The organism is Geomonas sp. RF6 (assembly GCF_021044625.1).
Lineage (GTDB): Bacteria > Desulfobacterota > Desulfuromonadia > Geobacterales > Geobacteraceae > RF6.
Genome location: NZ_CP087999.1, coordinates 331,359 through 356,179, shown reverse-complemented (window position 1 = coordinate 356,179; position 24,821 = coordinate 331,359). Strand labels below are relative to the sequence as shown.

Here is a 24,821-nt window from a genome sequence, read left to right as displayed (position 1 = left end):
TACCATGCTTGTACCGATAGTAGTGGAGCAGACCGGCAGGGGCGAGAGATCGTACGACATCTACTCCCGTCTTTTGAAGGACAGGATCATCTTCCTGGGAGGCGCCATCGACGACAACGTCTCCAATCTGGTGATCGCGCAGCTCCTTTTCCTGGAGGCGGAAGATCCGGACAAGGACATCCACCTGTACATCAACTCCCCGGGCGGGGTGGTGACGGCAGGGATGGCGATCTACGACACCATGCGCTACATAAAGGCGCCCGTCTCCACCATCTGCATCGGACAGGCAGCCTCCATGGGCGCGTTCCTTCTCTCCGGGGGGGAGCGCGGCAAGCGCTTCGCCCTCTCCAACGCCCGTATCATGATCCACCAGCCGATCGGGGGGTTCCAGGGGCAGGCAACCGACATCCACATCCATGCGAAGGAGATCCTGCGCATGAAGGAGAGCCTGAACAAGCTCCTCGCGGAGCACACCGGGCAGAGCGTGCAGAAGGTGGAGACCGATACCGAGCGCGACTACTTCATGTCTCCTGATGAAGCGAAGACGTATGGTATCATTGATGCCATAGTCACGAGGAACTTCGTGACGGGAGGTGCCAGGTGAGCAGAAGAGATGATCGCTCCGACACCCTGATTTGTTCCTTTTGCGGGAAGAGTCAGGAGGAGGTAAAGAAGCTCATCGCCGGGCCGACGGTTTACATTTGCGACGAGTGCATCGAACTTTGCAACGACATCATCGCTGAAGAGTCGAAGCTCGAGGAAGCCGCGGGCCCCGATGTAAAGAAGCTCCCCAAACCCCAGGAGATCAAGGAAGTCCTGGACGAGTACGTAATCGGGCAGAACAGGGCGAAGAAGGTGCTCGCCGTTGCGGTATATAACCACTACAAGCGCGTCGAGGCTGTCGTGAAGCCCGGGGACGTGGAGATGCAGAAGTCGAACATCCTTCTCCTCGGCCCGACCGGCTCCGGAAAGACGCTCCTTGCCCAGACCCTGGCGCGCATCCTGAAAGTCCCCTTCGCCATGGCCGACGCCACCAACCTCACCGAGGCGGGGTACGTGGGGGAGGACGTGGAGAACATCATCCTCACCCTCCTGCAGGCGGCGGACTACGACGTCGAGAAGGCGCAGAAGGGGATCATCTACATAGACGAGATCGACAAGATCGCGCGCAAATCCGACTCCCCCTCCATCACCCGCGACGTCTCCGGCGAGGGTGTGCAGCAGGCCCTCCTGAAGATCATCGAGGGGACGATCGCGAGCGTCCCGCCGAAAGGGGGGAGGAAGCACCCGCAGCAGGAGTTTTTGAAGGTGGATACTACGAATATCCTCTTCATCTGCGGCGGCGCCTTCCCGGGGCTCGATAACATCATCCAGCAAAGAATAGGTATAAAGACTCTCGGCTTCGGTGCCGATGTGAAGAAGAAAGTGGAGAAGAAGGCGGGCGAGCTCCTCGCGGGGGTGACCCCGGAGGATCTCCTGAAGTTCGGCTTCATCCCCGAGTTCGTCGGGCGTCTCCCGATGCTCGCGTCGCTGACCGAGCTCGACGAGGAGGCGATGGTGCAGATCCTCAAGGAGCCGAAGAACGCACTGATCAAGCAGTACCAGAAGCTCTTCGAGATGGAGCACGTGAAGCTCAAGTTCACCGACGGCTCCCTCATCGCCATCGCCCGCGAGGCGCTGAAGAGAAAGACGGGGGCCCGCGGGCTTCGCTCCATCCTTGAGAACGCCATGCTGGACATCATGTACGAGGTACCTTCCCAGGCGATGGTGAAGGAAGTGGTGATCAGCGAAGAGGTGATCTACAACAAGGAAAAACCGATCGTCGTGTACGAGAGCGTGGCGGAATCCGCCTGAAAGCACAGGTAATAATGACCGAAGCGAAAACAACGAAGGCAAGAAGGAGGAGGGGGAATCCGGAAAGGTTCCCTCTCTTTCCGTTAAGAGACATCGTAATTTTCCCCCACATGGTGATCCCCCTCTTCGTAGGGCGCGAGAAGTCGGTGGCAGCGCTGGAGGCGGCGATGGCGGAGAGCGGAAAGCTCATCCTGCTGGCCACCCAGAAAAACGCCAAGACCGAGGATCCGTCCCCCGCCGACATCTACCCGGTCGGTTGCCTCTGCCAGATCATCCAGCTCCTGAAGCTCCCGGACGGGACCGTGAAGGTCCTCGTGGAAGGTAAGCGTCGCGGCGAGATCGTCTCCTTCACCGAGGAGAGCTCCTACTTCGAGGTGGAGGTGCACTCCCTTCAAGAGCCCGCAGGGAAGGGGAGCGAGACGGAGGCGCTGAAGCGCGGCGTGCTCGCTTCCTTCGAGAACTACGTAAGTCTCACCAATGCGGTCCCTGCGGAGGTCGTGCAGTCCGTCTCCGGGCTCTCCGACCCCTCCCGCCTCGCCGATACCATCGCACCGCACCTCAATCTGAAGGTCCTGGAAAAGCAGGAGCTTCTCGCTCTCGTTTCGCCCGCAAAGAGGATGGAACGGCTTCTGGCCCTCATGGAGGCGGAGATCGAGATCCTGCAGATCGAGAAGAAGATCCATGCCCGCGTCAAGAAGCAGATGGAGAAGACGCAGAAGGACTACTATCTCAACGAGCAGATCAGGGCGATCCAGAAAGAGCTCGGGGCGAAGGACGAGTCGAAGCAGGAGCTGCGAGCCCTCGAGCAGAAGGTCGCGAAGCTGAAGCTCTCGGAGGAGGCGCGGGAGAAGGCCCTCTCCGAGATAAAGAAACTGAAGTTCATGTCCCCCATGTCGGCGGAGGCCGCGGTGGTGCGAAACTACCTCGACTGGCTGCTGGCGCTCCCCTGGGGGGTGTGCACCGAGGAGAGCCACGACCTCGCCGCGGCGCAGGCCCGCCTCGACGCGGACCATTACGGGCTCGAGAAGGTGAAGGAGAGGGTGCTGGAGTACCTGTGCATCAACTCCCTCGCCGAGGGGCTGAAAGGGCCGATCCTTTGTCTCGTAGGGCCCCCGGGGGTGGGGAAGACCTCGCTTGCCCGTTCCGTCGCGGAGGCGACGGGGAGGACCTTCGTGAAGGTCTCTCTCGGAGGGGTGCGCGACGAGGCCGAGATCCGCGGCCACCGGCGCACCTACGTCGGCGCCATGCCCGGAAAGATCATCCAGTCGCTGAAGAAGTGCGGCAGCTCCAACCCCGTCTTCCTTCTCGACGAGATCGACAAGATGACCACCGATTTCCGTGGCGACCCCGCCTCGGCTCTCCTGGAGGTCCTCGACCCGGAGCAGAACACCTCCTTTAACGACCATTTCCTCGACCTGGATTACGACCTTTCGAAGGTCATGTTCATCACCACGGCGAACTCGGTGCACACGATCCCCCGTCCGCTCCTTGACCGCATGGAGCTCGTCCGTCTCGAGGGGTACACGGAACTCGAGAAGCTGGCGATCGCCCGGCAGTACCTGGTGCCGAAACAGCTGAAGCAAAACGGGATGGCGGGGAAGGGGATCTCCTTTTCGGAGCCGTCCCTTCTGGAGATCATCCGGCACTACACGAAGGAGGCGGGGGTGCGCTCCCTGGAGCGGGAGATCGGTGCCGTCTGCCGCAAGGTAGCCTTCGCCGCCGCGAAGGGTGGGAAGCTGAAGCGCAGCGTGACGCCGAAGCAGGTGCACGACCACCTCGGCGCTCCCCGCTACCGTTTCGGGACCGCGCAGGAGAAGGATTCTGTGGGGCTGGTGACCGGGCTCGCCTGGACCGAGGTGGGAGGGGAGCTCCTGAACATCGAGGTCGTGGCCGTGCCGGGGAAGGGGAAGCTCACCGTCACAGGGAAGCTCGGCGAGGTCATGCAGGAGTCGGCGCAGGCGGCACTCACCTACGTGCGCAGCCGCGCCGAGATCCTCGGATTTTCCCGCGACTTCTACCAGCAGCTCGATATCCACATCCACGTCCCGGAAGGGGCGATACCGAAGGATGGTCCCTCTGCAGGGATCGCCATGGCGTGCGCCCTCACCTCTGCACTCGCCAGAAGGCCGGTGCGGCGCGACATCGCCATGACAGGCGAGGTGACGCTGCGCGGCAGCGTACTTCCGATCGGAGGGCTGAAGGAGAAACTTCTCGCCGCCGCCCGCGGGGGGATCACCACCGTTCTCCTGCCGCCCGACAACGAGCGGGATCTGGCGGAGGTGCCGCAGGAGATCGTGGCGGGGCTCACGGTGCACCTTGTCGGGCACATGGACGAAGTCCTCTCCCTCGCGCTCCTTGCGGAGGTCCCTGTGCACACCCAGGGGGTGTACGGAGAGGGGGCGTCCCTTGCCGGAGATAATTCGCGGGCGACCCACTAAAAATGATTGACACCGTCGCGAGGCTTCTGCTATAAGATGGCTTCACTTTGCGATGCAGTGCTAGGAGGCGCTAGATGAACAAGTCTGAGCTGATAAACGCCATTGCCGAAGGCGCAGATATAACGAAGGCAGAAGCGGACAAGTGTCTCAAAGGCATCGTCGATGCACTCACCGAGTGCCTCGCCAAGGGGGACAAGCTTACCCTCGTCGGCTTCGGCACCTTCAGCGTCGCGGAGCGCGGCGCACGCACCGGGAAGAATCCGCAGACCGGTGAGAAGATTGATATTCCTGCCTCGGTCACCCCGAGGTTTAAGCCCGGTAACACCCTGAAGGCTCTCCTCAACGAGTAGTCTCCCGGAATAAACGCTACAAGGGGTTGTAGCTCAGTCGGTTAGAGTGCCAGCCTGTCACGCTGGAAGTCGCGGGTTCGAGCCCCGTCAACCCCGCCATTATTTCTTCAGGGCGAATAGCTCAGCTGGGAGAGCGCCAGCCTTACAAGCTGGATGTCGGGGGTTCGATCCCCTCTTCGCCCACCATTTTACGGAAGTACCAGGCGCCGACGCGCCGTTGCAGTACTAATAGCAGGGGGTTGTAGCTCAGTCGGTTAGAGTGCCAGCCTGTCACGCTGGAAGTCGCGGGTTCGAGCCCCGTCAACCCCGCCATTACAAGAAAGACCGTCCGAAAGGATGGTCTTTTTTTGTGCCCGCGCTCCCCCTTTGACTTGACTTGTTCCAGGCGAATCGTTTATGCTCCTCGCGTCCCGGGGGAGCGCGGCTCCCGCCGGGTGGTCATCCCCTTCGAAGCGCCGAAAGAGAGTACCGTATCCTGTGAAACCTGTCGTAGTAATCCCCACCTATAACGAGCGCGACAACCTCGAGCGGCTCGCCAGACAGATCCTGGCGCTGGACGAGCGCGTCCATCTTCTCATCGTAGACGACAACTCCCCCGACGGCACCGGAGAGCTCGCGGACGCCCTGGCGCGCGAGTCCGCGCGGGTGCGCGTCCTGCACCGCAGCGGGAAACTCGGGCTCGGCTCCGCCTACCGGGAGGGGTTCCGGGTGGCTCTCGACTGGGGGGCCGATGTCGTGGTGGAGATGGATGCTGACTTCTCCCACGACCCGGCGGTCCTCCCCCTCTTTTTCGAAAAGATGGCGGAGTACGACCTGGTGATCGGATCACGCTACCTGAACGGCGTCAGCGTGGTGAACTGGCCGCTGCGCCGCCTCATGCTGAGCTACTTCGCCTCCGTCTATACCCGGGCGATCACCGGGCTCTCCATCTCCGACTGCACGAGCGGCTTCAAGTGCTTCAGTCGGAAGGTCCTGGAGTCGATCGACCTCTCCCGGGTGCGCTCCGACGGCTACTCCTTCCAGATCGAGATGAACTACCGCTGCGTGGAGCGCGGCTTCAAGGTCGGGGAGGTGCCGATCATCTTCATCGACCGGCACGCCGGTACCTCGAAGATGTCGAAGCGGATCGTGCGCGAGGCGGTGCTCATGGTATGGAAGCTGAAGCTCGGGACGGTCTGCAGGAGACTGTGCCCGGCGGGGGGGGGCTGATGGGCGGAGTCTGGAAAATCGTCTGCATCGCAGGGGTATGGGGGTGGATCGCCGCCACCATCGGCCTCATTCTGAAGGGGTTCCCCGCGCGCGGGGTCTTCGCAGGGCGCGCGGCACTCCCCTGGGGGGTTGCCATGATCGTCTCCTTCGCCCTCTGGCTCCTCGGCATGGCCAACGCCTGAGGAGGGCGACCGAAGCACTCCCCCCACCCGCAGCGCCGCGACAGGCGCGAAATTCCTTCCCCTTTTGTATTTTCTTTCCCCACCTTTTGTGGTAATGATTAGAACTTATGTCTGTCTTCAACTGCAAAATAGGGAGCGCCGACGGCAAGATCATCGAACGCGAGTTCGATGCGGCGAATGCGACACTGCTCAGGCAGAGCCTGGAGGAGCAGGGGTTCGTCGTGTTCGAGGTGCGCCGCAAGCCCCTGCAGTTTCTCCTGGAGAGCGCGACGGTGCGCAAGAAGGTCAGCAACAAGGACCTCCTCATGTTCAACCAGGAGCTCCTGGTCCTCCTGAAGGCGGGGCTGCCGATCATCCAGGCGCTCGACACGATCCTTGAGAGCGGCGGAAAGGGGCGCCTGTACGAGGTCCTGGCCATCATCCGGGAGGACGTGAAGGGGGGGATGGCCTTCTCCAGCGCCTTCGAGCGCCACCCGAGGGTCTTTCCCCACCTGTACATCGCCTCCATCCAGGCGGGGGAGAGGACCGGCGACCTGCCGCAAACCCTCAGGCGCTACGTCGCCTTCCTGAAAAGGACAGAAGGGTTCAAGGGGAAGGTTATTTCCGCCCTCATCTACCCGGCGATCCTCGTCACCGTCGCCGTCCTCGCGGTGGGGATGCTCCTTGTGTACGTCGTGCCGACCTTCAGCCAGATCTACGCGGACTCGGGGAACGCGCTCCCCCTCCCGACGCAGATGCTGATAAACTTCACCGGCGTCCTCAGGCGCTATCTCCCGATCTTCATCGCCTGTGCCGTCGTCGGTTACATCTTCTTCAAGCGCTGGAGCCGCACGGAGGCGGGGCGCTTCGCCGTCGACCGCTTCAAGATCAGTACCCCCTTCCTGGGGACGATCTTTCTGCGCTATTCCGTTGCGGGGTTCACCCGCACCCTTGCGACCGTTCTCGGGAGCGGCATCCCGATCGTGGAGTCGTTGCGCATGTCGGTCGGCACCCTGAACAACCGGGTCCTGGAGCGAAACCTCCTGGAGGCCGTCGTGCGGGTCGAGGAGGGGAGCCGCCTCTCCGCCGCCATCGAGGGTGCGCGCATCATGCCGCCGCTGGCCCTGCGCATGCTTACAGTCGGCGAGACCACGGGGGCCCTGGAGCAGATGCTCTCCGACATATCGGATTACTTCGAGGAGGAGATCGACCGCAACCTCCACATCCTCACCACCGCCGTTGAGCCGGCCATCATGATCGTCATGGGGGGCGTCATCGGCGCCATCATCATCACCATGTATTTACCGATCTTCAAGATCGCCGGGAACGTGGGGTAGCAGATGCTTAAACCGTTTCGCAAAAGAAAACTCGGCGAAATCCTCATGGAGATGGAAGCGCTCACTCCGGACCAGCTCGCGTACGCACTGGACCGCCAGCGCGCCACCGGGGAGAGGCTGGGGGCGATCTGCCTGAGCGACGGGCTGATCAGCGACATCGTCCTCGCCCGCGCCCTCGCCGAGCAGTTCGGACTCGAGTTCGCCGACCTGAAGGGGTTCCGCCCGGACGAGGAGGTGTTCAACTCGGTCCCTCCCGATTCGATGTACCGCTTCCACTTCGTGCCGCTGGAACTGGACGGCGAGACGATGGTGGTGGCGATCCCCGATCCTACCGACGTCCTCACCCTGGACGAGATGTCCCTTCTCCTGGAGCGCCCCCTGCGCCTGAAGGTCGCCGCGGAAGGGGAGATCACCTACCACCTGAAGCGCGGGGAGGGGACGAGTCGCGTGCTGAAGGAAGTCTCCGAAGACTTCATGCTTCAGCTGGTGACGGAGACGGAGAAGGGGGAGGAGATCCTCTCGGTGGAGACGGTCTCCGCCGATACGAGCCCCATCATCAAGCTCGTGAACTCCACCGTGCTGGACGCCCTCACCAGGCGCGCCAGCGACATCCATATCGAGACCGCCTCGGAAGGGGTGATCATAAAGTACAGGATCGACGGCGTCCTCTACCAGGCGACCGATCCGATCGACAGCCACTTCCAGGGCCCCCTCATCTCCCGCCTGAAGGTCATGAGCGAGCTCGACATCTCCGAGCGCCGCATCCCGCAGGACGGCCGCTTCAAGGTCCGCATCAGCGGCAAGTCCATCGACTTCCGCGTCTCCATCATGCCGAGCGCCTTCGGCGAGGACGCGGTCATCCGTATCCTCGACAAGGAGAGTATCGCCACCGACCTGAAGGGTCTCACCCTGGAGACGCTCGGGATGGAGGCGGCGGAGGTGAAGCGCTTCCGCAAGATGATAAAGGAACCGTACGGCATGGTCCTCGTCACCGGCCCGACCGGCTCCGGAAAGACCACGACGCTGTACGGCGCGCTCACCGAGATCCACACCGGGCAGGAGAAGATCATCACCATCGAGGATCCGGTGGAGTACGTGCTCTCCGGCGTCACCCAGATCCCGGTGAACGAGAAGAAGGGGCTCACCTTCGCCCGCGGCCTGCGCTCCATCCTGCGCCACGACCCGGACAAGATCATGGTGGGGGAGATAAGGGACTCGGAGACCGCCCAGATCGCGGTGCAGTCCGCCCTTACCGGCCACCTCGTCTTCACCACGGTGCACGCGAACAACGTCTTCGACGTCATCGGGCGATTCACCCACATGGGGATAGACCCGTACAACTTCGTGGCCTCCCTTAACTGCGTCATGGCCCAGCGCCTGGTGCGCCGCATCTGCCCTGCCTGCAAGAGGGCGACCCGGGTTTCCGACGAGGCACTCCTGGAGAGCGCCATCGATCCGGAACGGACGCGCGGCGTGACGCTCTACGAGGCGGTCGGCTGCGACGAGTGCAACGGGAACGGGTACCGCGGGCGTTCCGCCATCGTGGAGCTCCTCGATCTGAACGACGAGATCAGGGAGCTCATCATCACCAAGGCCCCGATCGCGGCGCTAAAGAAGGCGGCGCGCGAGGCGGGGACGAGTTTCCTGCGGGAGAGCGCCGTGCGCAAGGTTCTCGCCGGGGAGACCACCATCAGGGAAATCAACCGAGTCACCTTCGTGGAGTAGGGGATAGCGATGCTTTTTGCCAAGAGAGGAGTGGGGCTGGAGCTTGCCCCGGACGGCCTGAAGCTTGCCCTTGCGGGGGGAAGCGCCCGTGCGCTGAAGGTGGAGGGGTACCAGACGGCTCCCTTCCCGGAAGGGACGCTGCGCCTCTCGCGCCGGGAGCCGAATGTGCTGAACCCGCAAGCCTTCGTCTCCGCCGTGCGGGAGGGGTACCTGAAGCTTCTGGCCAGGGGGAAGTCCGTCTCGGTCTCCCTCCCGGACGCGGTGGGGCGCGTCCTCCTGCTCGATCTGGAAGCGCGCTTCAAGAGCCGGGAGGAGGGGCTGGACATCATCCGCTGGAAGCTCAAGAAGAACTTCCCGATGGAGATAAGCTCCATGCACCTCGACTACCAGACGCTGCACCAGACGGAGTCCGGCGCGGTGTCGCTCCTTGTCTCCCTCATCAGCAGGGATATCATCACCCAGTACGAGGAACTTCTCCTTCTGGCCGGCGTGGAGCCGCGCTTCATCGATTTCACCTCGTTCAACCTGTACCGGCTCTTTGCGCACCGGCTGGAGATGGCGGAGAACCTCGCCTTCGTGACCTTCTACGGCGGGTCGCTGAGCATGCTCATCTTCTATGCCGGCGAGCTCTGTTTCTACCGCAACAAGGAACTCGCCAGCGATGCCGCCTCGCTGTACCGCGAGGTTAACAGCTCCTTCCTCGTGTACAAGGACAAGTTCCCGGGGCGCCCGGTGAACGACGTCTTCTGCATGGCAGGTCCCGCGGAGGCGGAGGCATTTCGCGTCCTCGTCTCCGAGGCGAGCGGGATCGAGCCGGTCCTTCTCGACGTGGAGCGCCTGACGAGCTCCGGCAGCGGCTTCTCCGCGGAGCGCGCGACGCTGCACACCCTGTGCGGTGCGCTCGGCGCGGCGGCAAGGAGCCTGTCATGAGAGTAAAGATAAACCTCGCCACCAGGCGCTACGTGAACACGAGGGGGGTGAACGGGGCGATTGCCGCGGCGATCCTCATTCTCCTTGCAGCCCTCCTTTTCCAGATCCAGGATGCCGCCTTCCGCGCCGGCGAGATAAAGCGGCTGAAGGGGGCGACCGAGGCCGCGGCGGCGAAATCGGGGCGGACACCGCAGGTAAGCGAGCAGCAGTATCGCGCCCTCACGACCCAGATCGATGCCGCGAACAAGATCCTGTCGCTCAAGTCGGTGCAGTGGATTCCCCTCCTGGACCAGCTGGAGGCGGTCGTCCCCGAGGGGGTCGCGCTGAGTTCGGTCGAGCCCGAGGTGAAGTCGAACACGGTGAAGGTCGGCGGGGTCAGCCGCTCCTTCTCGCAGTTGCGCACCCTCCTGGAGAATCTCGAGCGTTCCAGCTATTTTTCGGAGGTGTACCTCTTGACCCAACAGCAGACCAAGGTAGGGTTGACGCAGCGCGGGGTGACCTTCACCCTGACCGCGAAGGTGAAGCAGCCATGAACCCGGAGCTCCTACGTGAAATGGTGCGCGGCAGCCGCTACTTCCTGATCGCCCTCCTGGTGGTGGCGCTCCTGGACGCCGCCCTCTACGGCTACCGCACCCTCTCCCAGGAACCGGAGCTGGAGAAGATGCAGGCGGCCTACTTCTCCACCAGGGCCGCCGGGGGGGACCGCGCCTCCGACCGGACGGTAGCCTACCAGAGCTCGCAGCGCGATCTCGCCATATTCCAGGAGCGGCTGATCCCGAAGAGGGACTTCGCGCGCTTCCTGGAGGACCTCTTCGCCCTCGCGGAGAAGCGCTCCCTTCAGCTCAAGACCATCGGCTACCGGCCGGGAACGGACAAGGGGCCGATAGTCTCCTACGGGATCGCGCTCACCGTGACCGGGACGTACCCGGCGCTGAAGGGGCTGATCGGGGACCTCTCCCGCTACCCGCAGATGGTGACGCTCAATACCGTCTCCCTCAGAAGCACCAGCAATACCGAGAAGGTGGTGGACCTCCAGATCCAGATGACTGCTTTCCTGAAGACGGAGGGGGCATGAACCGCAAGAAGCAGATCCTGGCGATCCTCCTCGTCGTATTCGCCGGCGCCATCATCTACAGCGTCGTGCGCTTCCCGAAACAGCAACGAATCGGCAGCGTGCCCCCGCGCCCCGCCCCCCAGCCGGCACGCAGACCCGCTCCGGCCGCAGCACCGGCCCGCCCCGCCCCTGCGGGACGAGGGGAGCGCCTGCACCTGGAGGTCCTGAACCGCGAGGGGGGTAGTACCACGGTGCGCCGCGACCTCTTTGCCCCCATCTTCAGGGACGAGGTGAAGTCCGCGCCATTCAAGCCGCTGCCCCCTCCGCCGAAGCCGCTTCCCCTGCCGCCGAAGTCTCAGCTGCCGGAGCAGCCGCAGGCCCAGCCGCAGCAGGCGCCCCCTCCGGGGCCTCCTCCGCCCCCTCCCATGCCGAACTTCACCTTCCTCGGCTTCCTGAAGAAGGGTGGGGAGCAGCGGGTTTTCATCTCCAGTGAAAAGGAGATATACGTCGTTAAGAAGGGATCGATCATAGCGGGGAATTACGAGGTAACCAATCTCACTGACGACGCCATCACCATCGCCTCCCGCAGCGGGGCGGGTGAAGTCGTGATCCCGCTCGTGGAGCACCGGGGGCTGACCCCGCGAGGCGGGAGAAGGGCACCGTAAGGAGTAACTGTCATGCATCATATGAAATCGATTACCCTGGGGCTCCTGGCCGCGCTCGCGCTGTCCGGGTGCGCAGGAGGGAAGTCCGCTTTTAGCAAGGCGGAAAAGCTGGAAAAGGACGGGAATCTGGATGAGGCGGTGGTGAAGTACGCCGAGGTCGCCTCGCAGCATCCGGAGGTCGGCGAGTACCGTGTCCGGTTCCTGCACGCGAGCGAGAAGGCGGCCGAGGCGCACTTCAAGAAGGGTGAGGCGCTCTTCGCGGCGAAGAACTACGAGGGGGCGCTGCGCGAGTACCAGACCGCCGGCGCCATCGACCCCTCCTTCGGACAGGCGCGCCAGCAGGCGGACCGCGCCCTCAAGCTGAGGAACGCGCAGACGTACTTCAACGAAGGGGTGGAGTTCGAGAAGAACCGCAAGCCGCGCGAGGCGCTGAACTCCTACCGGCACGCCCTGGAGTTCGACCCGGCGGGGAAAGAGATCAAGGAGGCGCTCGAACGTCTCGTGCAGACGAAGCGCCCGAAGCTGGACGGTTTCGACCTGAACCTGAAGTCGACGAAGCCGATCACCCTGAAGTTCAAGGATGCGAAGCTCAAGGAGATCTTCTCCATCCTGACGCAGCTCTCGGGGATCAACTTCATCTTTGACGACACCGTAAAGGACGTAAACGTCTCCCTCTTCCTGGAGAACGCGACCTTCCAGCAGGCGATGGAGATCATCTGCGGGGTGAACAAGCTCGGGAAGAAGGTCCTGAACGAGAGCACCATCATCGTCTACCCGAAGACCCCGGACAAGAACAAGCAGTACGAGGAGCTGGTGGTCCAGACCTTCTACCTGAACAAGCTCGACGCAAAAAAGGCGGTGAACCTGATCCGCACCATGCTGACGGTGAAGAAGATCTACGTGAACGAGGAGATGAACGCGCTGGTGATCCGCGACACCCCGGACGTCATAGACGTGGCGCGCAGGATAATAGAGGCGAATGACGTCCCCGACGCCGAGGTGCTCCTCGAGGTTGAGGTGTTCGAGATCGCGAAGAAGAACGAGGAGGCTTTCGGTCTCGCCCTCTCCCGCTACGCCGTCTCCGCGGTCGCCACGAACCCGAACGGCCAGGTCATGGTGGACAGCCTGAGCTCGTCGTCGAGTTCCACCTCCAACGGGGGTACGTCCTCCACGGTCGGTCCGCAGAACCTGCTGAACTTCTTCTCCTACCAGGGGTACAACGGCTACCTGACCGTGCCGAACGCGACCTTCAACTTCGGGAAGACCCTTGCCAACGGGGAAACCCTTTCCAATCCGAAGATCCGGGTGAAGAACCGCGAGAAGGCGAAGTTCAACGTCGGCACCAGGGTCCCGATCACCACCACCTCCTCCCCGTCCGGCGGCGGGGTGAGCGTGAACGTGCAGTACGTCGACGTCGGCGTGAAGGTGAATGCCGAGCCGACGATCCAGCTCAACAACGAGGTTTCCATCAAGCTCGGGCTTGAGGTAAGCTCCATACTGCAGAGGGATACTGTCGGCACCGACCAGGCGACCACCGTCGTCACCATCGGCACGAGGAACCTGGACACGGTCCTCTCCCTGAAGGACGGGGAGACGAGCATCATCGGGGGGCTGATCCAGAACATCAAGAACGACAGCAAGGACAAGATATCCTTCCTGGGGGACATCCCGCTCATCGGGTCGCTCCTTACCAACACCAACAAGTCGAACGACAAGACCGAGCTCATGCTGGCGATCACCCCGCGCATCGTGCGCGCCGTGACCGTGCCGGAGGGTGACGTGGCCTCCTTCTGGTCCGGCCGCGAGGACGATCCCTCCTCCAACAAGCCGTACGCCTCCTTCGTCCAGGAACCTGAGCTCCCTGCCGCACCGGAGGCTGCTGAGACTGCGGCGGCGCCGGCGAAGCGGCCGGCGGCGAGGGGGGGCCAGGCGGCGCCGGCACCGGCAGCAGCAGCTGCGCCCCAGGGCGCTCCTGCAGCGGCTCCGGCACCCCCTGCTCCGGCACCCGGGCAGCCGGTCCAGCCGGTCCAGCCGGTCCAGGCGGCCCAGCAGCCAGCGATCCAGCAGCCGGCGATCCAGCAGCCTCCCGCCGCGCCGCCCGTCGCTCCGCAGCCGGCAGCTCCCGCTACTGCGCAGCCCGCCGTGGCGGCGCAGGCCCCGGCATCTGCACCGGGAGCCGCGGGGCAGGGAGCAGGGAAGATTTTCTTGAACCTGCAGGCTCCGGCGTCGGTGCGGGCAAAGGAGAACTTTACAGTGCAGGTCTCTGAGACCGGTGCGAAGAATCTGGCGAACGTAGTCTTCACCGTGGTATATGATCCGAAGCTCCTCGAAGTAGTAGAACAACGGGAGGGGACGCTTCTGAAGAGCGGCGGCGCCACCAACTTCCAGGCATACCCCGACAAGAAGAGGGGGGAAGTGTGGGTCTCGCTGTCGCGCGCCGGGGCGGGCCCCGGGGTCGAGGGTGCCGGGCAGATTGCCTCCTTCACCTTCAAGGCCCTTGCCAAGGGCGGAGCCAGCATCGGGCTGGCGAACGCCAATTTCACCACGCCGACAGGGGACCGCATAGAGGTCGTCCCTTTCAATTCGGTGGTCGAGGTGCAGTAGCCTCGCGGCCGGTATAGAGGACATGAGGAAACTGATAACGAATAACCGTGGTTTGAGCCTCATCGAGTTGGTGGTGACCTTGGTCATCCTTTCCATCCTCGCCTCGGTGATCATACCCTCCGCGCAGATGACGAACCGCAGGGGGAAGGAAATAGAGCTCCGGGCGAACCTCAGGCTTATCCGGACCGCGCTCGATGACTTCAAGAAGGACTACGACAGGGCGCAGCTAAGCGGCAGCACCCTGAAGGATTTCGGGGCCGGCGGGATCAAGAGCGGCTACCCCGAGACGCTTGAGGTGCTCGTCGAAGGGTACGACTTCGGCGGCGTCCTCCCCTACAAGAAGAAGTATCTGCGCAGGATCCCGCGCGACCCCTTCCACGTGGTGACGGACCCGAAGGAGGAGAAGTGGGGGATGCGCTCCTACACGGACAATCCCGATAGCACTCAGTGGGGAAAGGAGGACGTCTACGACGTCTATTCCCTGAGCGACGAGACCGCCATCGACGGAACCAAATACAAGGACTGGTGACGGCATGTTTAAGAGGTTGTGGAAAGCACAGCGGGGCTTCACCCTCATCGAGCTGATGATCGTGGTGACCATCATCGGTATCCTCGCGGCTATTGCCGCCCCGAGCTACCAGTGGGGGATCATCCGCGCCCGCGAGGCCGTACTGAGAGAGGACCTGTACTCGCTGCGCACGACCCTGGACCAGTACTTCGCCGACCAGGGGAAATATCCCGACTCCCTGGAGGAGCTGAAGGAAAAGAAGTACCTGCGCGAGATACCGAAGGACCCATTCACCAGGCAGAGCGACTGGAAGACCATAAGCCCGCAGGAAGCGGGCGCCCCCGAGGACGTGAAGGGGAGCGTCGGGGACGTGAAGAGCAACAGCGACCTCGTGGACAGAAACGGGACGCCGTACAAGGATTACTGACACGCAGCGCCCCCTTCCCTGCATGAACACTTTTGCCCCCCCCCCGGGGCTGCCATTTTCATTGACGAGGCTGTTCACGATGATTCAGCTGCACAACGTGTATCTCACCTACCAGTCGGAGACGGCTGCCCTGCACGATATCAACCTCAAGATCCCCAAAGGGGATTTTGTTTTTTTCACAGGCCCCTCCGGAGCGGGCAAGTCCTCCCTTCTGAAGCTCCTCTACGCCGCACTCCCCCCCACCAAAGGGCAGGTGCTGATCGACGGGCAGAATCTCGCCATGCTGCGCCGCTCCCAGGTGCCGCACCTGAGACGCTCCATCGGGGTCGTCTTCCAGGATTACAAGCTCCTGCCGCAGCGTACCGTGCTGGAGAACGTGGCGATCACCCTCGAGGTCCTCGGCTGGAGCAAGAGGGACATCGGGAAGAAGGTGTACCACGTCCTGAAGCAGATGGGGCTGGAGCAGAAGGTGAACGTCTCTCCCTTGCGCCTCTCCGGCGGCGAGCAGCAGCGGGTCGCGCTGGCTCGCGCCCTGGTGAACGATCCGAAACTCCTCATCGCAGATGAGCCGACCGGAAACCTGGACGACGAGAACAAGGAGCAGATCCTCTCCTTTTTCAAGGAGGCGAACAATCGCGGCACGACCGTCGTGGTGGCGACACACGATCGCCGCGTGATCGAGAATTCGCACCGCCGGGTGATCCGGCTGGAGAGCGGCCGGGTTACGGAGGGTGCAGATGTCGAAGGGTAAGAAACAGCCGCGCCCGGCGCTGGCGCAGGAAGGGGTTGTCGGGCGTTTCTCCTACTTCTTTACGCGGGCGCTCGCCAACCTGAAGCAGAACGTCTTTGTCAGCGTCGTCACCGTGGCGACCATCACCCTCGCGCTCCTCATCGCGGCCCTCTTTCTCCTCGTGTACGTGAACCTCGTCGGTGCGGCGACGAAGTGGAGCGACAAGGTGCAGATCGTCGCGTATTTCGATCAGGAGCCTGTGCCTCTGGCCGTCGCCGCCCTGAAGAGCAGGGTGAAGGCGATCCCCGGCACGGGAAAGGTGGTCTTCGTCAGCAAGGAGGAGGCGGAGCAGCGCTTCCGCAAGCAGCTGAAAGGGCAGGAAGCTCTTCTGGAGGGGGTGACCCCGGATGTGCTCCCGGCCTCCCTGGAGATCTCCCTCGACCGCGAGCACCGCGACACGGAGGGGGTGGAGCGGTACGTGGCGCAGCTAAAGAAGGTGGCGGGGATCGGCGAAGTGCAGTACGGAGAGGAGTGGGTGAAACGGTTCAACTCCTTCATGAACGTCATGCGGCTGGTCGGTGCGCTCCTCGGGAGCTTCCTCACCATTGCGGTCCTTTTCATCGTCTCCAACACCATAAAGCTCACCGTGTATGCCCGGAAGGAGGAGCTTGAGCTCCTGGGCCTCGTGGGGGCGACCCGCTTCTTCATCAAGGCGCCCTTCCTCATCGAAGGGGTGCTGCAGGGGGCGCTCGGGGCGGTCCTGTCACTGGTCCTTCTTTTCGCCGCCTACTTAGCCTTCCTGGACAATGCCGGCAACTTCCTCTCCTTCGGCTCGACCGCGGGGCTCGCCTTCCTACCGCCGACCTACATAGCGGGGGTGATAGGCGCCGGAACCGTTCTTGGCTTCATCGGCAGCATCACGTCTCTTCGACGGTTCATCCAGATCTGATGAAGCGCACAGTCATCGCACTACTTCTGGCAGTACCCCTTCTCGGCGCGCCACCGTGCAGTGCCGGGGTGAAGGAAGACCTGCAGGGAATCCGCAAGGAGCTCAACGAGAAGAACAAGCTTCTCGACAAGACGCGCAAGACGGAGACGAAGGTGTCGGGGGAACTGGAAAAGATCCAGCGCGCCCTGCACGAGAAGGAGACGAGCCTCAATCTCCTCGGGAAGCAACTCGGCGCTGTGGAGAGCGGCATCGACAAGACCCACGGCGAGATTGACCACGTCTCCTCCGATACGGAAAAGAAGAGGGCGCAGATCAACAAGAGGCTCGCCGCGCTGTACAAGTCCGGGGATGCCGGAAGCCTCAGGGTCTTCTTCTCCTCCGAATCGTTCCCGCAGATGACGGAAAACATGCGCTACATGCGCGGCGTGCTGGAAAACGACAAGAAGCTTTTCCAGCAATACAACGAGAACCTGGACCGGCTGCGCCAGCTGAAGTCCTCCCTAGAGAAGGACGCGGCAAAAAAAGAAAGCCTGAAGCGCACCATGGAGGCGCGCAAGCGGGAGGTCGAGCAGGAGAAGGCGCGCAAGGCGAGCTACCTCGTGAAGGTGCGCCAGGACAAGCAGAGCTACCTTGCTTCCATAAAGGAGCTGCAGGCGAACGCCCAGAGACTGCAGATCATGTTCCAGCGCATCGAGGCGAGGAACCGGAAACTCGCGCAAGAACGCAAGGTTGTGGAAGAACGCCACAGAAAGTCGCTTGAAGGAAAAAATAGAAAAGGGTATAGTGCTACAGCACCTGGCACCGCGCAGGGCAAGAAAGGCACCCCCGGCAGCGCACCCCGCGAAGATATCGTGGCATCTCCCGTTCCGGACAAGGGGCTGGGAGGGCAGAAGGGCAGGCTCTCTCTCCCGGTGAGCGGAAAGGTCACGGCGCAGTTCGGCAGACACAAGCACCCCGAGTTCAACTCTTTCACCGTCAGCAACGGCATTTCCATCGCCGCGAGCCCCGGCACGCCGATCCGCTCCATCTACGACGGTGAGGTGATCTACGCTGACTACTTCAAAGGGTATGGTAATATGGTCATCGTCGACCACGGCGGGGGGTTCTTTAGCCTGTACGCCCACGCCGCCTCCATCGCCAAGAGGGTGGGGGCAAAGGTGTCAAAAAACGACGTCGTGGCGAGTGTGGGGGACACCGACTCGGCACAGGGGTCGCAGCTGTACTTCGAGATACGCTACCAGGGAAAACCAGTTGATCCTTCACCGTGGTTCAGGTGATATCCATAGCGAGCAACACAGGGAGGCTTAATGTTAAAGGGGAGTAAGTACAGGAAGGGGACGTTCTTGGTAGTCGGCATTTCCCTGCTGACACTGGCGATCGCCTTCGGGGTGCAGCGCAGGTGCGCGGCCCAGGGTAATGACTACGAGTCGATCGAACTCTTCACCGACGTCCTTTCCATAGTAAAGAAGAGCTATGTGGAGGAGGTGGACACGAAGAAGCTCATATACGGTGCGATCAACGGGATGCTTTCCTCCCTCGACCCGCACAGCTCTTTCATGCCCCCCGAGACGTACAAGGAGATGAAGATCGACACGAAGGGGACCTTCGGCGGTCTCGGTATCGAGATCACCATCAAGGACGGCATCCTGACGGTCATCTCCCCGATCGAGGATACCCCCGCCTTCAAGGCAGGTATCAAGGCCGGGGACCAGATCCTGAAAATCGACGACAAGTACACGAAGGACCTCACCATCACCGAGGCGGTGAAGAGGATGCGCGGGGTGAAGGGGTCGAAGGTCACCATCACCATCATGCGCGAAGGGTTCGAGAAGACAAAAGACTTCGTCCTGGAGCGCGACATCATCCAGGTGAAGAGCGTGAAGTACAAGACGCTCGACGACGGCTTCGGCTACGTGAGGATCTCCCAGTTCCAGGAGAAAACCGACGACGACTTGGAGAAGGCGCTGCACACCCTGCACAACGAGAATTCGCCGCTGAAGGGTCTCGTGCTCGACCTGCGCAACGATCCGGGCGGGCTGCTGGACCAGGCGGTGCGGGTCTCCGAGCACTTCGTGCCTGAAGGGAAACTGATCGTGTACACCGAGGGGCGCGAGAAGGATTCCAAGATGCGCTTCATCTCCCGCAAGGGGGCGAAGGAAGGTGACTACCCGATCGTGGTGCTGATCAACAGCGGGTCGGCCTCCGCCTCCGAGATCGTCGCGGGCGCCCTGCAGGACCACAAGCGTGCGGTCGTCATGGGCACACAGAGCTTCGGGAAGGGGTCCGTGCAGACGATCATTCCCCTTACCGACAACTCCGGCTTGAGGCTCACCACCGCGCGGTACTTCACTCCGAGCGGCCGCTCCATCCAGGCGAGGGGGATTACCCCCGACATCCAGGCAGAGCGGATGGAGATGACGGCCTCCGCCGACAAGAAGGACGGGATGCACATCAGGGAGAAGGATCTCGACAACCACTTCGAGACGAAGGAGGAGAAGGCTCCCGAGGAGAAGAAGGTGAAGCCTGCTCCGTACAAGACTGACGAGCAGATCAAGAGCGACTCCCAGATCTTGAGGGCTCTCGACCTCCTCAAGGGGTGGGACATCCTGAAAGCGACAGGGAAGATCTAGCAGTACCGGCAGACGAGACGGAAGGGGAAAACCCCTTCCGTCTCTTTTTTAGTAGCGCTATATAAGTAGCTCTACATTGCTTGCCGCTAAGACGATCTTGGAGGAATTCATGCAGTTGGGATCAGTTGTCCGGGCGCTCCTTCTGGGCGCCCTCGTTCTTACTCCTGCCGCCGTATTCGCTGCAGGGAAGGTCTTTGTAGCCCCCGCCGGAGACGGGACCATCGCGCTGCAGGCCTCCGGTCTTGAAAACGTCGGCGGCATCCAGGTCGACGTCGTGTACGACACGAAGCTTCTGACTTCGCCGACGTGGACCCCCGGGAATCTCGGCGGGTATGCAATAGCCAATACCGGCACGAACCTCCCCCCCGGCACGGTCAGAGTGATAGTAGCCTCCCCGACACCGGTGGCGCGGCAGGGCGTGGTCGGTACACTCAGATTCACCCGTACCGGCGACAGTGTGGGTACCATTGATTTGAAAAACTCGACCGCCTTGGACAACGCATCGAAGCGTGTAGCTGTTGATTTCACCGGGTACACAGAGCCGTCCAACAACGACAACGGCAACGGGACCGGCAACGGGACCGGCAACGGCAGCGGCAGCGGGAACGGCAGCGGGAACGGCAGCGGGAACGGCAGCGGGAACGGCAGCGGGAACGGCAGCGGCAGCGGCAGCGGCAGCGGCAGCGGGAACAACGGTAGTAATAACAACGATAACGATTCAGGTACCGGCACGAACGGTACTATTTACGGCAGCGCTACTTCGGGGACTATAACCCTCCCCGGGGACGTATTTGCGAGCGAGGGTGGAGAACAGAAGAGGGTAACTGCGCAGGAGCAGGTGGTGGAGCAGCCAAATCAAGAGCAGTCAGCGGTGACGCAGGCTGAGGAAACGCCCGAGCAGCAGGCTGCGCAGCCGACGGCGGAAGCAAAGGGCGCCCCGCAGGAAAAGACTCGCACCGAGGCGTCGGCCACAGTCCTCGAGCGTTTCCGTCTGTACCAGGGGGAGCGCACGGTGCAGAAGCTGATCGCCCTCTTTGACAAGAGCGCGGTCGCAGGCATGACGCAGGAGCCAGCGATCTTTGTTGCGGACGGCGAGGGGACCCTTAGTGTGAAGGTTTCCGGTGTGACGGGAGACAGGGCTCCCAACTTTGCCTTCCAGGGCGCACGCTACGTCTCCATGAAGCAATCCGGAGAGGGCGTGTGGCAGGTGCAGGCAAGGCCGACGAAGGATGCCCTGATCGCAACCATCTCCATGTTTGCCGACGGTGAGCTGCACGAATATCCTCTGACCGTCGCACCGAAGGTGCGGGTCGATCTCGTAAAGCCCGGATCGGTGACCCAGGCCGACTTCGAGCTCTTCCTGAAGGAGCGCGGCACGGCAGAAGCTCCGAAATACGACCTCAATGGCGACGGCAAGCGTGACTATCAGGACGACTACATCTTCACGGCGAATTACCTCGCGGCTCAGAAGACGAAGACGGGCCAGGCGCCTAATGGGCCCGAGAAGACCGCGCCCGAGCCGAAAAAGGCGCCCGAGCCGAAAAAGGTGCCGGATCAGAAAAAGGCCCCTGAGCAGAAGCAGGCGGCGGCTGCAAAATAAAGAGAGGTAGATGCCGGGGTGACCTCACCTTGGCAAAGCCTCGCATCGACGGAAGCAACAATAAAGGGGGGGTACCTATGAGAGGGGCCCCCCTTCTTCGTGGAGTACAGAAAAAACTGCCGGCCCGAGTTGTTCGGCGGCCATGAGACCGTCCGCCGGCATCGCGCTGGAGCGTAGGCACCTCTCTGCGATGGCGGCGCAGCCGCCACAGATGCGGCGGCTGGCGCCGCCGGTACAGGCTGGAAGCCTGTGCTCCAGCGCGGGCTGCTCCTTTTCGTGGAAGTAGCGACTGTCAACTAGGGGGCAGCCTAACCCACCCATCAGCCGGACCGTGGAGACGACATCCTGCACCGCGCTGGAGCGTAGGCATCTTGCCTGCGATGGCGGCGCAGCCGCCACAGATGCGACGGCTGGCGCCGCCGGTACAGGCTGGAAGCCTGTGCTCCAGCGTGGGTTGCTCCTTTCCGTGGAAGTAGCGACTGTCATACTAGGGGCAGCCTAACCCACCCATCAGCCGAACCTTGGAGACGACATCCGGCACCGCGCTGGAGCGTAGGCATCTTGCCTGCGATGGCGGCGCAGCCGCCACAGACGGTGGCGGGGTGACGCCTGAGCGACCGCTGCTCTGTTCCTGCCCACACTCCGCCTCACCGAAGGAACCTTCTCCTCATCCCGCCGCACGGCGACGTCATTTTCATCGGTTGACAAAGTAGAAGTAACTGTATACTGTATGCAATAATAAAGTCATCGCGGCCCTTGCGCCATACGTGATAAGCTTTCGGATTTTAAAGACATGTAGAGGAGGAATGGCACCATGATTGATGCATATCTCAAGCACCAAGCGGAACGTAAATCGCTCGGTATTCCTGCGAGACCACTCGATCCGGAGCAGACTTTAGCGCTGTGCGAACTCCTTCAGTCGCCGCCGGCAGGGCAGGAAGAGATGCTTCTCCATCTTCTCAGGGAGAGAGTCGCGCCGGGGGTCGATCCTGCAGCAGAGGTCAAGGCGGCCTTCCTTGCCGATATCGTCTCCGGTGCCCGCAAGTCTCCGCTGCTGAGCAGAAATGACGCCGTCGATATCCTCGGCACGATGCTCGGCGGCTACAACGTCGCCCCGCTCGTGGCTGCAATGAAAGACCCCGAGCTCGCCGAGGCGGCTGCACAGGCGCTTTCCGGGATCACCCTCGTCTATGACGCCTTCGACGACGTTGCATCCCTCGCGAAGGACAATCCCTTTGCCAAAAGGGTCCTCGAGTCGTGGGCCGCGGCCGAATGGTTCACCTCCCGTCCCGGTCTGCCGGAGACGGTCACGGTGAAGGTCTACAAGGTGGAAGGGGAGATCAACACCGACGACTTCTCGCCGGCCAGCGACGCCTGGAGCCGTCCCGACATTCCGCTGCACGCGCTGGTGATGGGGAAGAGCCGCTTTCCCGACGGCGTAGAGACGATTGCCCGCTTTCGCAGCGAAGGGTACCAGGTCGCCTTCGTCGGTGACGTGGTGGGGACCGGTTCCTCCCGCAAATCGGCGTGCAACAGCGTACTGTGGCACATCGGCAAGGACATCTCTGCTGTCCCGAACAAGAGGCGCGACGGCATCATCATTGGCGGCGTCATCGCCCCGATCTTCTTCAATACCGCGCAGGACTCTGGGGCTCTTCCGATCAGGACGGATGTGACCGGGTTGAAGACCGGTGACATCGTCGTGATCGACACCGTTGCCGGAGAGATCCGCAGCGAGAGCGGAGAAGTCCTTTCCCGCTTCAGCATCGCACCGGCAACGCTCGGCGATGAGTTCCGCGCCGGCGGCCGCATCCCCCTGATCATTGGCCGCGCCCTCACGGAAAGGGCGCGGAAGGCGCTGGGGCTCCCCCCTTCCGACGTCTTCGTGCACTCCGTGAACCCGACCCCGAAGGCGGGGCAGGGGTACACCCTGGCGCAAAAGATGGTCGGCCGCGCCTGCGGCGTCGCAGGTGTCCTCCCCGGAACAGCCTGCGAGCCGGCGATGACCACTGTCGGCTCCCAGGACACGACCGGCCCCATGACCGCAGACGAGTTGAAGGAGCTTGCCTGCCTCAAGTTCCAGGCACCGATGGTGATGCAGTCCTTCTGCCACACCGCCGCCTACCCGAAGGCCGCGGACATAAAGATGCACAAGACCCTTCCCGAGTTCATCAGGGAGAGAGGAGGGGTTCCGCTGAAGCCGGGGGACGGCGTCATCCACTCCTGGCTCAACCGCCTGCTGGTCCCCGACACTGTAGGGACAGGGGGGGACTCCCATACCCGCTTCCCGATCGGCATCTCTTTCCCGGCGGGCTCCGGGCTGGTAGCCTTTGCCGGAGCACTCGGCTTCATGCCGCTCGACATGCCCGAATCGGTGCTCGTTCGCTTCAAGGGGAGCTTCAACCCCGGGATCACCCTGCGCGACGCGGTGAACGCGATCCCGTACTGGGCGATCAAGCAGGGGCTCCTTACGGTGCCGAAGAAGAACAAGATCAACGTTTTCAACGGCCGCATCCTGGAGATGGAGGGACTTCCCGATCTTTCGGTGGAGCAGGCATTTGAGCTCACCGACGCCGCCGCGGAGCGAAGCGCCGCAGCAGGGTGCATCAAGCTCTCCGAGGCATCTGTCGCCGCTTATCTTCGCTCCAACGTGGCGCTCATGCGCAAGATGATCGCAGACGGCTATCAGGATGCAAACACGCTGCAGCGGCGCATCGATGCGGTGGAGGAGTGGCTGAAGAACCCGCAGCTCCTTTCCGCCGACGCGAACGCCGAATACGCGGCGGTCATAGAAATCGACCTCTCCGAGATCACGGAGCCGATCCTCTGCTGCCCGAATGACCCGGACGACGTGAAGCCTCTCTCGGAGGTGGCGGGGACAGAGATCCAGGACGTCTTCCTCGGTTCCTGCATGACCAACATCGGCCACTTCCGCGCAGCGGGAGAGATCTGGAAAGGGAGCGCTTTTAATCCATCGGTCCGCACCTGGATCTGCCCGCCGACCCGCATGGATGACGAGCAGCTGAGGGCCGAAGCGTACTTCTCCGTCTATAGCACCGTAGGTGCCCGCATAGAGATGGCGGGGTGCTCGCTGTGCATGGGGAACCAGGCGCGGGTTCCGGATGGAGTCAATGTCTTCTCCACCTCCACGCGCAACTTCGACGACAGGATGGGGAAAGGGGCGAAGGTCTTTTTGGGCTCCGCAGAGCTCGGCGCCGTCACAGCGAAGCTAGGCAAACTCCCCACCCCGGCCGAGTACCTTGTCCAGTATCAGGAACGGATCGCTCCGAAGGAGAGCGAGGTATACCGCTACCTGCAGTTTGATGAGCTTGAGGAGTATCGGTAACAAGATGAGCAGTTGAAAGAAAAGGGCCCGCCGGTGACGACGGGCCCTTTTTCATTAGGTAGTGAAGCTTCCAGTAGTGCACACCTCGCATGCTCGTTCCCAAGGTCCACCTTGGGAACGCACTTGCGTGCAAAGCTCCAGCTTTGCATCTGCGTCAGCGGTACGGGTAACGGCGGCGTTGGGGAGGCTGGAGCCTCCCGGGCAAGTCCGTTCCCAAGCCGGAGCTTGGGAACGAGCAAAGGCCGGAGCTTAAGAACGAGCAAAGTCCGGAGCTTCGGAACGAGCAAAGGGGCAGATTTACCCT

At 62.5% G+C, this 24,821-nt stretch carries 21 protein-coding genes and 3 tRNA genes; all 24 read left to right on the top strand.

All coding sequences use genetic code 11. The annotated features are described in order from the left end of the window. The first annotated feature begins 4 nt into the window (after positions 1-4). The 24 genes from clpP (at position 5) to acnB (ending at position 24,517) form a co-directional block, all read left to right on the top strand. Positions 5-604, top strand: a complete 600-nt coding sequence (gene clpP / locus LPW11_RS01545) for an ATP-dependent Clp endopeptidase proteolytic subunit ClpP (RefSeq protein WP_230996363.1) — start codon at positions 5-7, stop codon at positions 602-604. Beyond that, entirely contained in the window at positions 601-1,854 is a 1,254-nt protein-coding gene (gene clpX, locus LPW11_RS01540; RefSeq protein ID WP_230996362.1) for an ATP-dependent Clp protease ATP-binding subunit ClpX, read from the top strand. The genes clpP and clpX overlap by 4 nt, the downstream gene beginning before the upstream one ends. 14 nt (positions 1,855-1,868) lie before the next feature. Next, complete coding sequence (lon, locus tag LPW11_RS01535; RefSeq protein ID WP_230996361.1) at positions 1,869-4,292, top strand: endopeptidase La; 2,424 nt, start codon at positions 1,869-1,871, stop codon at positions 4,290-4,292. Positions 4,293-4,366: 74 nt separating this feature from the next. Continuing rightward, a complete protein-coding gene (locus LPW11_RS01530) occupies positions 4,367-4,642 on the top strand; it encodes an HU family DNA-binding protein (protein WP_230996360.1) in 276 nt (91 codons plus the stop codon). Positions 4,643-4,664: 22 nt separating this feature from the next. Beyond that, a tRNA-Asp gene (locus tag LPW11_RS01525) sits at positions 4,665-4,741 on the top strand. An 11-nt stretch (positions 4,742-4,752) separates the two neighbouring features. After that, positions 4,753-4,828 (top strand) — tRNA-Val (locus LPW11_RS01520). A 49-nt stretch (positions 4,829-4,877) separates the two neighbouring features. Continuing rightward, positions 4,878-4,954, top strand: a tRNA-Asp gene (locus tag LPW11_RS01515). Between the two features lie 165 nt (positions 4,955-5,119). Next, a complete protein-coding gene (locus LPW11_RS01510; protein WP_230996359.1) occupies positions 5,120-5,851 on the top strand; it encodes a polyprenol monophosphomannose synthase in 732 nt (243 codons plus the stop codon). Further along, positions 5,851-6,033, top strand: coding sequence for a hypothetical protein (locus tag LPW11_RS01505; protein ID WP_230996358.1), 183 nt, complete (start codon positions 5,851-5,853; stop codon positions 6,031-6,033). Before LPW11_RS01510 ends, LPW11_RS01505 begins: the two co-directional genes overlap by 1 nt. 107 nt (positions 6,034-6,140) lie before the next feature. Then, positions 6,141-7,349: a type II secretion system F family protein gene (locus tag LPW11_RS01500; RefSeq protein ID WP_230996357.1), complete on the top strand. Its 1,209-nt coding sequence runs from the start codon at positions 6,141-6,143 to the stop codon at positions 7,347-7,349. Positions 7,350-7,352: 3 nt separating this feature from the next. Continuing rightward, positions 7,353-9,074 (top strand): GspE/PulE family protein, encoded by a 1,722-nt coding sequence (locus tag LPW11_RS01495; protein ID WP_230996356.1) that lies wholly within the window; start codon positions 7,353-7,355, stop codon positions 9,072-9,074. Between the two features lie 9 nt (positions 9,075-9,083). Next, the gene (gene pilM / locus LPW11_RS01490; RefSeq protein WP_230996355.1) at positions 9,084-10,004 is read left to right on the top strand and encodes a type IV pilus biogenesis protein PilM; all 921 of its coding nucleotides are present in this window, start codon (positions 9,084-9,086) and stop codon (positions 10,002-10,004) included. Beyond that, positions 10,001-10,537, top strand: coding sequence for a PilN domain-containing protein (locus tag LPW11_RS01485; protein ID WP_230996354.1), 537 nt, complete (start codon positions 10,001-10,003; stop codon positions 10,535-10,537). The genes pilM and LPW11_RS01485 overlap by 4 nt, the downstream gene beginning before the upstream one ends. Next, positions 10,534-11,079 carry a type 4a pilus biogenesis protein PilO gene (gene pilO, locus LPW11_RS01480; RefSeq protein ID WP_230996353.1) on the top strand — a complete coding sequence of 182 codons (546 nt, stop codon included), beginning with the start codon at positions 10,534-10,536 and terminating at the stop codon, positions 11,077-11,079. Before LPW11_RS01485 ends, pilO begins: the two co-directional genes overlap by 4 nt. Next, on the top strand, positions 11,076-11,723 hold the full coding sequence (locus LPW11_RS01475; protein WP_230996352.1) for a type II secretion system protein PulP: 648 nt from the start codon (positions 11,076-11,078) through the stop codon (positions 11,721-11,723). Before pilO ends, LPW11_RS01475 begins: the two co-directional genes overlap by 4 nt. Before the next feature lie 12 nt (positions 11,724-11,735). After that, positions 11,736-14,327: a tetratricopeptide repeat protein gene (locus LPW11_RS01470; RefSeq protein ID WP_230996351.1), complete on the top strand. Its 2,592-nt coding sequence runs from the start codon at positions 11,736-11,738 to the stop codon at positions 14,325-14,327. A gap of 22 nt (positions 14,328-14,349) precedes the next feature. Next, positions 14,350-14,856 (top strand): type II secretion system protein, encoded by a 507-nt coding sequence (locus LPW11_RS01465; protein WP_230996350.1) that lies wholly within the window; start codon positions 14,350-14,352, stop codon positions 14,854-14,856. A gap of 4 nt (positions 14,857-14,860) precedes the next feature. Further along, on the top strand, positions 14,861-15,262 hold the full coding sequence (locus LPW11_RS01460) for a type IV pilin protein (RefSeq protein WP_230996349.1): 402 nt from the start codon (positions 14,861-14,863) through the stop codon (positions 15,260-15,262). A gap of 79 nt (positions 15,263-15,341) precedes the next feature. Next, positions 15,342-16,013, top strand: a complete 672-nt coding sequence (gene ftsE, locus LPW11_RS01455) for a cell division ATP-binding protein FtsE (RefSeq protein WP_230996348.1) — start codon at positions 15,342-15,344, stop codon at positions 16,011-16,013. Next, positions 16,000-16,941, top strand: a complete 942-nt coding sequence (gene ftsX, locus LPW11_RS01450) for a permease-like cell division protein FtsX (protein ID WP_230996347.1) — start codon at positions 16,000-16,002, stop codon at positions 16,939-16,941. Before ftsE ends, ftsX begins: the two co-directional genes overlap by 14 nt. After that, a complete protein-coding gene (locus LPW11_RS01445) occupies positions 16,941-18,218 on the top strand; it encodes a murein hydrolase activator EnvC family protein (RefSeq protein ID WP_230996346.1) in 1,278 nt (425 codons plus the stop codon). Before ftsX ends, LPW11_RS01445 begins: the two co-directional genes overlap by 1 nt. A gap of 30 nt (positions 18,219-18,248) precedes the next feature. Further along, on the top strand, positions 18,249-19,571 hold the full coding sequence (locus LPW11_RS01440; RefSeq protein ID WP_230996345.1) for a S41 family peptidase: 1,323 nt from the start codon (positions 18,249-18,251) through the stop codon (positions 19,569-19,571). A 109-nt stretch (positions 19,572-19,680) separates the two neighbouring features. Next, positions 19,681-21,171, top strand: a complete 1,491-nt coding sequence (locus tag LPW11_RS01435) for a cohesin domain-containing protein (protein ID WP_230996344.1) — start codon at positions 19,681-19,683, stop codon at positions 21,169-21,171. 814 nt (positions 21,172-21,985) lie between these two features. After that, the gene (acnB, locus tag LPW11_RS01430) at positions 21,986-24,517 is read left to right on the top strand and encodes a bifunctional aconitate hydratase 2/2-methylisocitrate dehydratase (protein ID WP_230996343.1); all 2,532 of its coding nucleotides are present in this window, start codon (positions 21,986-21,988) and stop codon (positions 24,515-24,517) included. Positions 24,518-24,821: the final 304 nt, after the last annotated feature.

What these genes read in the sequence shown, in the direction of transcription:
- LPW11_RS01465 (WP_230996350.1), top strand. Translation starts at nt 14,350, where the DNA reads ATGAGGAAACTGATAACGAATAACCGTGGTTTGAGCCTCATCGAGTTG.
- pilO (WP_230996353.1), top strand. Translation starts at nt 10,534, where the DNA reads ATGAACCCGGAGCTCCTACGTGAAATGGTGCGCGGCAGCCGCTACTTC.
- ftsX (WP_230996347.1), top strand. Translation starts at nt 16,000, where the DNA reads ATGTCGAAGGGTAAGAAACAGCCGCGCCCGGCGCTGGCGCAGGAAGGG.
- acnB (WP_230996343.1), top strand. Translation starts at nt 21,986, where the DNA reads ATGATTGATGCATATCTCAAGCACCAAGCGGAACGTAAATCGCTCGGT.
- ftsE (WP_230996348.1), top strand. Translation starts at nt 15,342, where the DNA reads ATGATTCAGCTGCACAACGTGTATCTCACCTACCAGTCGGAGACGGCT.
- pilM (WP_230996355.1), top strand. Translation starts at nt 9,084, where the DNA reads ATGCTTTTTGCCAAGAGAGGAGTGGGGCTGGAGCTTGCCCCGGACGGC.
- LPW11_RS01460 (WP_230996349.1), top strand. Translation starts at nt 14,861, where the DNA reads ATGTTTAAGAGGTTGTGGAAAGCACAGCGGGGCTTCACCCTCATCGAG.
- LPW11_RS01505 (WP_230996358.1), top strand. Translation starts at nt 5,851, where the DNA reads ATGGGCGGAGTCTGGAAAATCGTCTGCATCGCAGGGGTATGGGGGTGG.
- LPW11_RS01475 (WP_230996352.1), top strand. Translation starts at nt 11,076, where the DNA reads ATGAACCGCAAGAAGCAGATCCTGGCGATCCTCCTCGTCGTATTCGCC.
- LPW11_RS01530 (WP_230996360.1), top strand. Translation starts at nt 4,367, where the DNA reads ATGAACAAGTCTGAGCTGATAAACGCCATTGCCGAAGGCGCAGATATA.
- clpP (WP_230996363.1), top strand. Translation starts at nt 5, where the DNA reads ATGCTTGTACCGATAGTAGTGGAGCAGACCGGCAGGGGCGAGAGATCG.
- LPW11_RS01495 (WP_230996356.1), top strand. Translation starts at nt 7,353, where the DNA reads ATGCTTAAACCGTTTCGCAAAAGAAAACTCGGCGAAATCCTCATGGAG.
- LPW11_RS01435 (WP_230996344.1), top strand. Translation starts at nt 19,681, where the DNA reads ATGCAGTTGGGATCAGTTGTCCGGGCGCTCCTTCTGGGCGCCCTCGTT.
- LPW11_RS01440 (WP_230996345.1), top strand. Translation starts at nt 18,249, where the DNA reads ATGTTAAAGGGGAGTAAGTACAGGAAGGGGACGTTCTTGGTAGTCGGC.
- LPW11_RS01470 (WP_230996351.1), top strand. Translation starts at nt 11,736, where the DNA reads ATGCATCATATGAAATCGATTACCCTGGGGCTCCTGGCCGCGCTCGCG.
- lon (WP_230996361.1), top strand. Translation starts at nt 1,869, where the DNA reads ATGACCGAAGCGAAAACAACGAAGGCAAGAAGGAGGAGGGGGAATCCG.
- LPW11_RS01445 (WP_230996346.1), top strand. Translation starts at nt 16,941, where the DNA reads ATGAAGCGCACAGTCATCGCACTACTTCTGGCAGTACCCCTTCTCGGC.
- LPW11_RS01500 (WP_230996357.1), top strand. Translation starts at nt 6,141, where the DNA reads ATGTCTGTCTTCAACTGCAAAATAGGGAGCGCCGACGGCAAGATCATC.
- LPW11_RS01485 (WP_230996354.1), top strand. Translation starts at nt 10,001, where the DNA reads ATGAGAGTAAAGATAAACCTCGCCACCAGGCGCTACGTGAACACGAGG.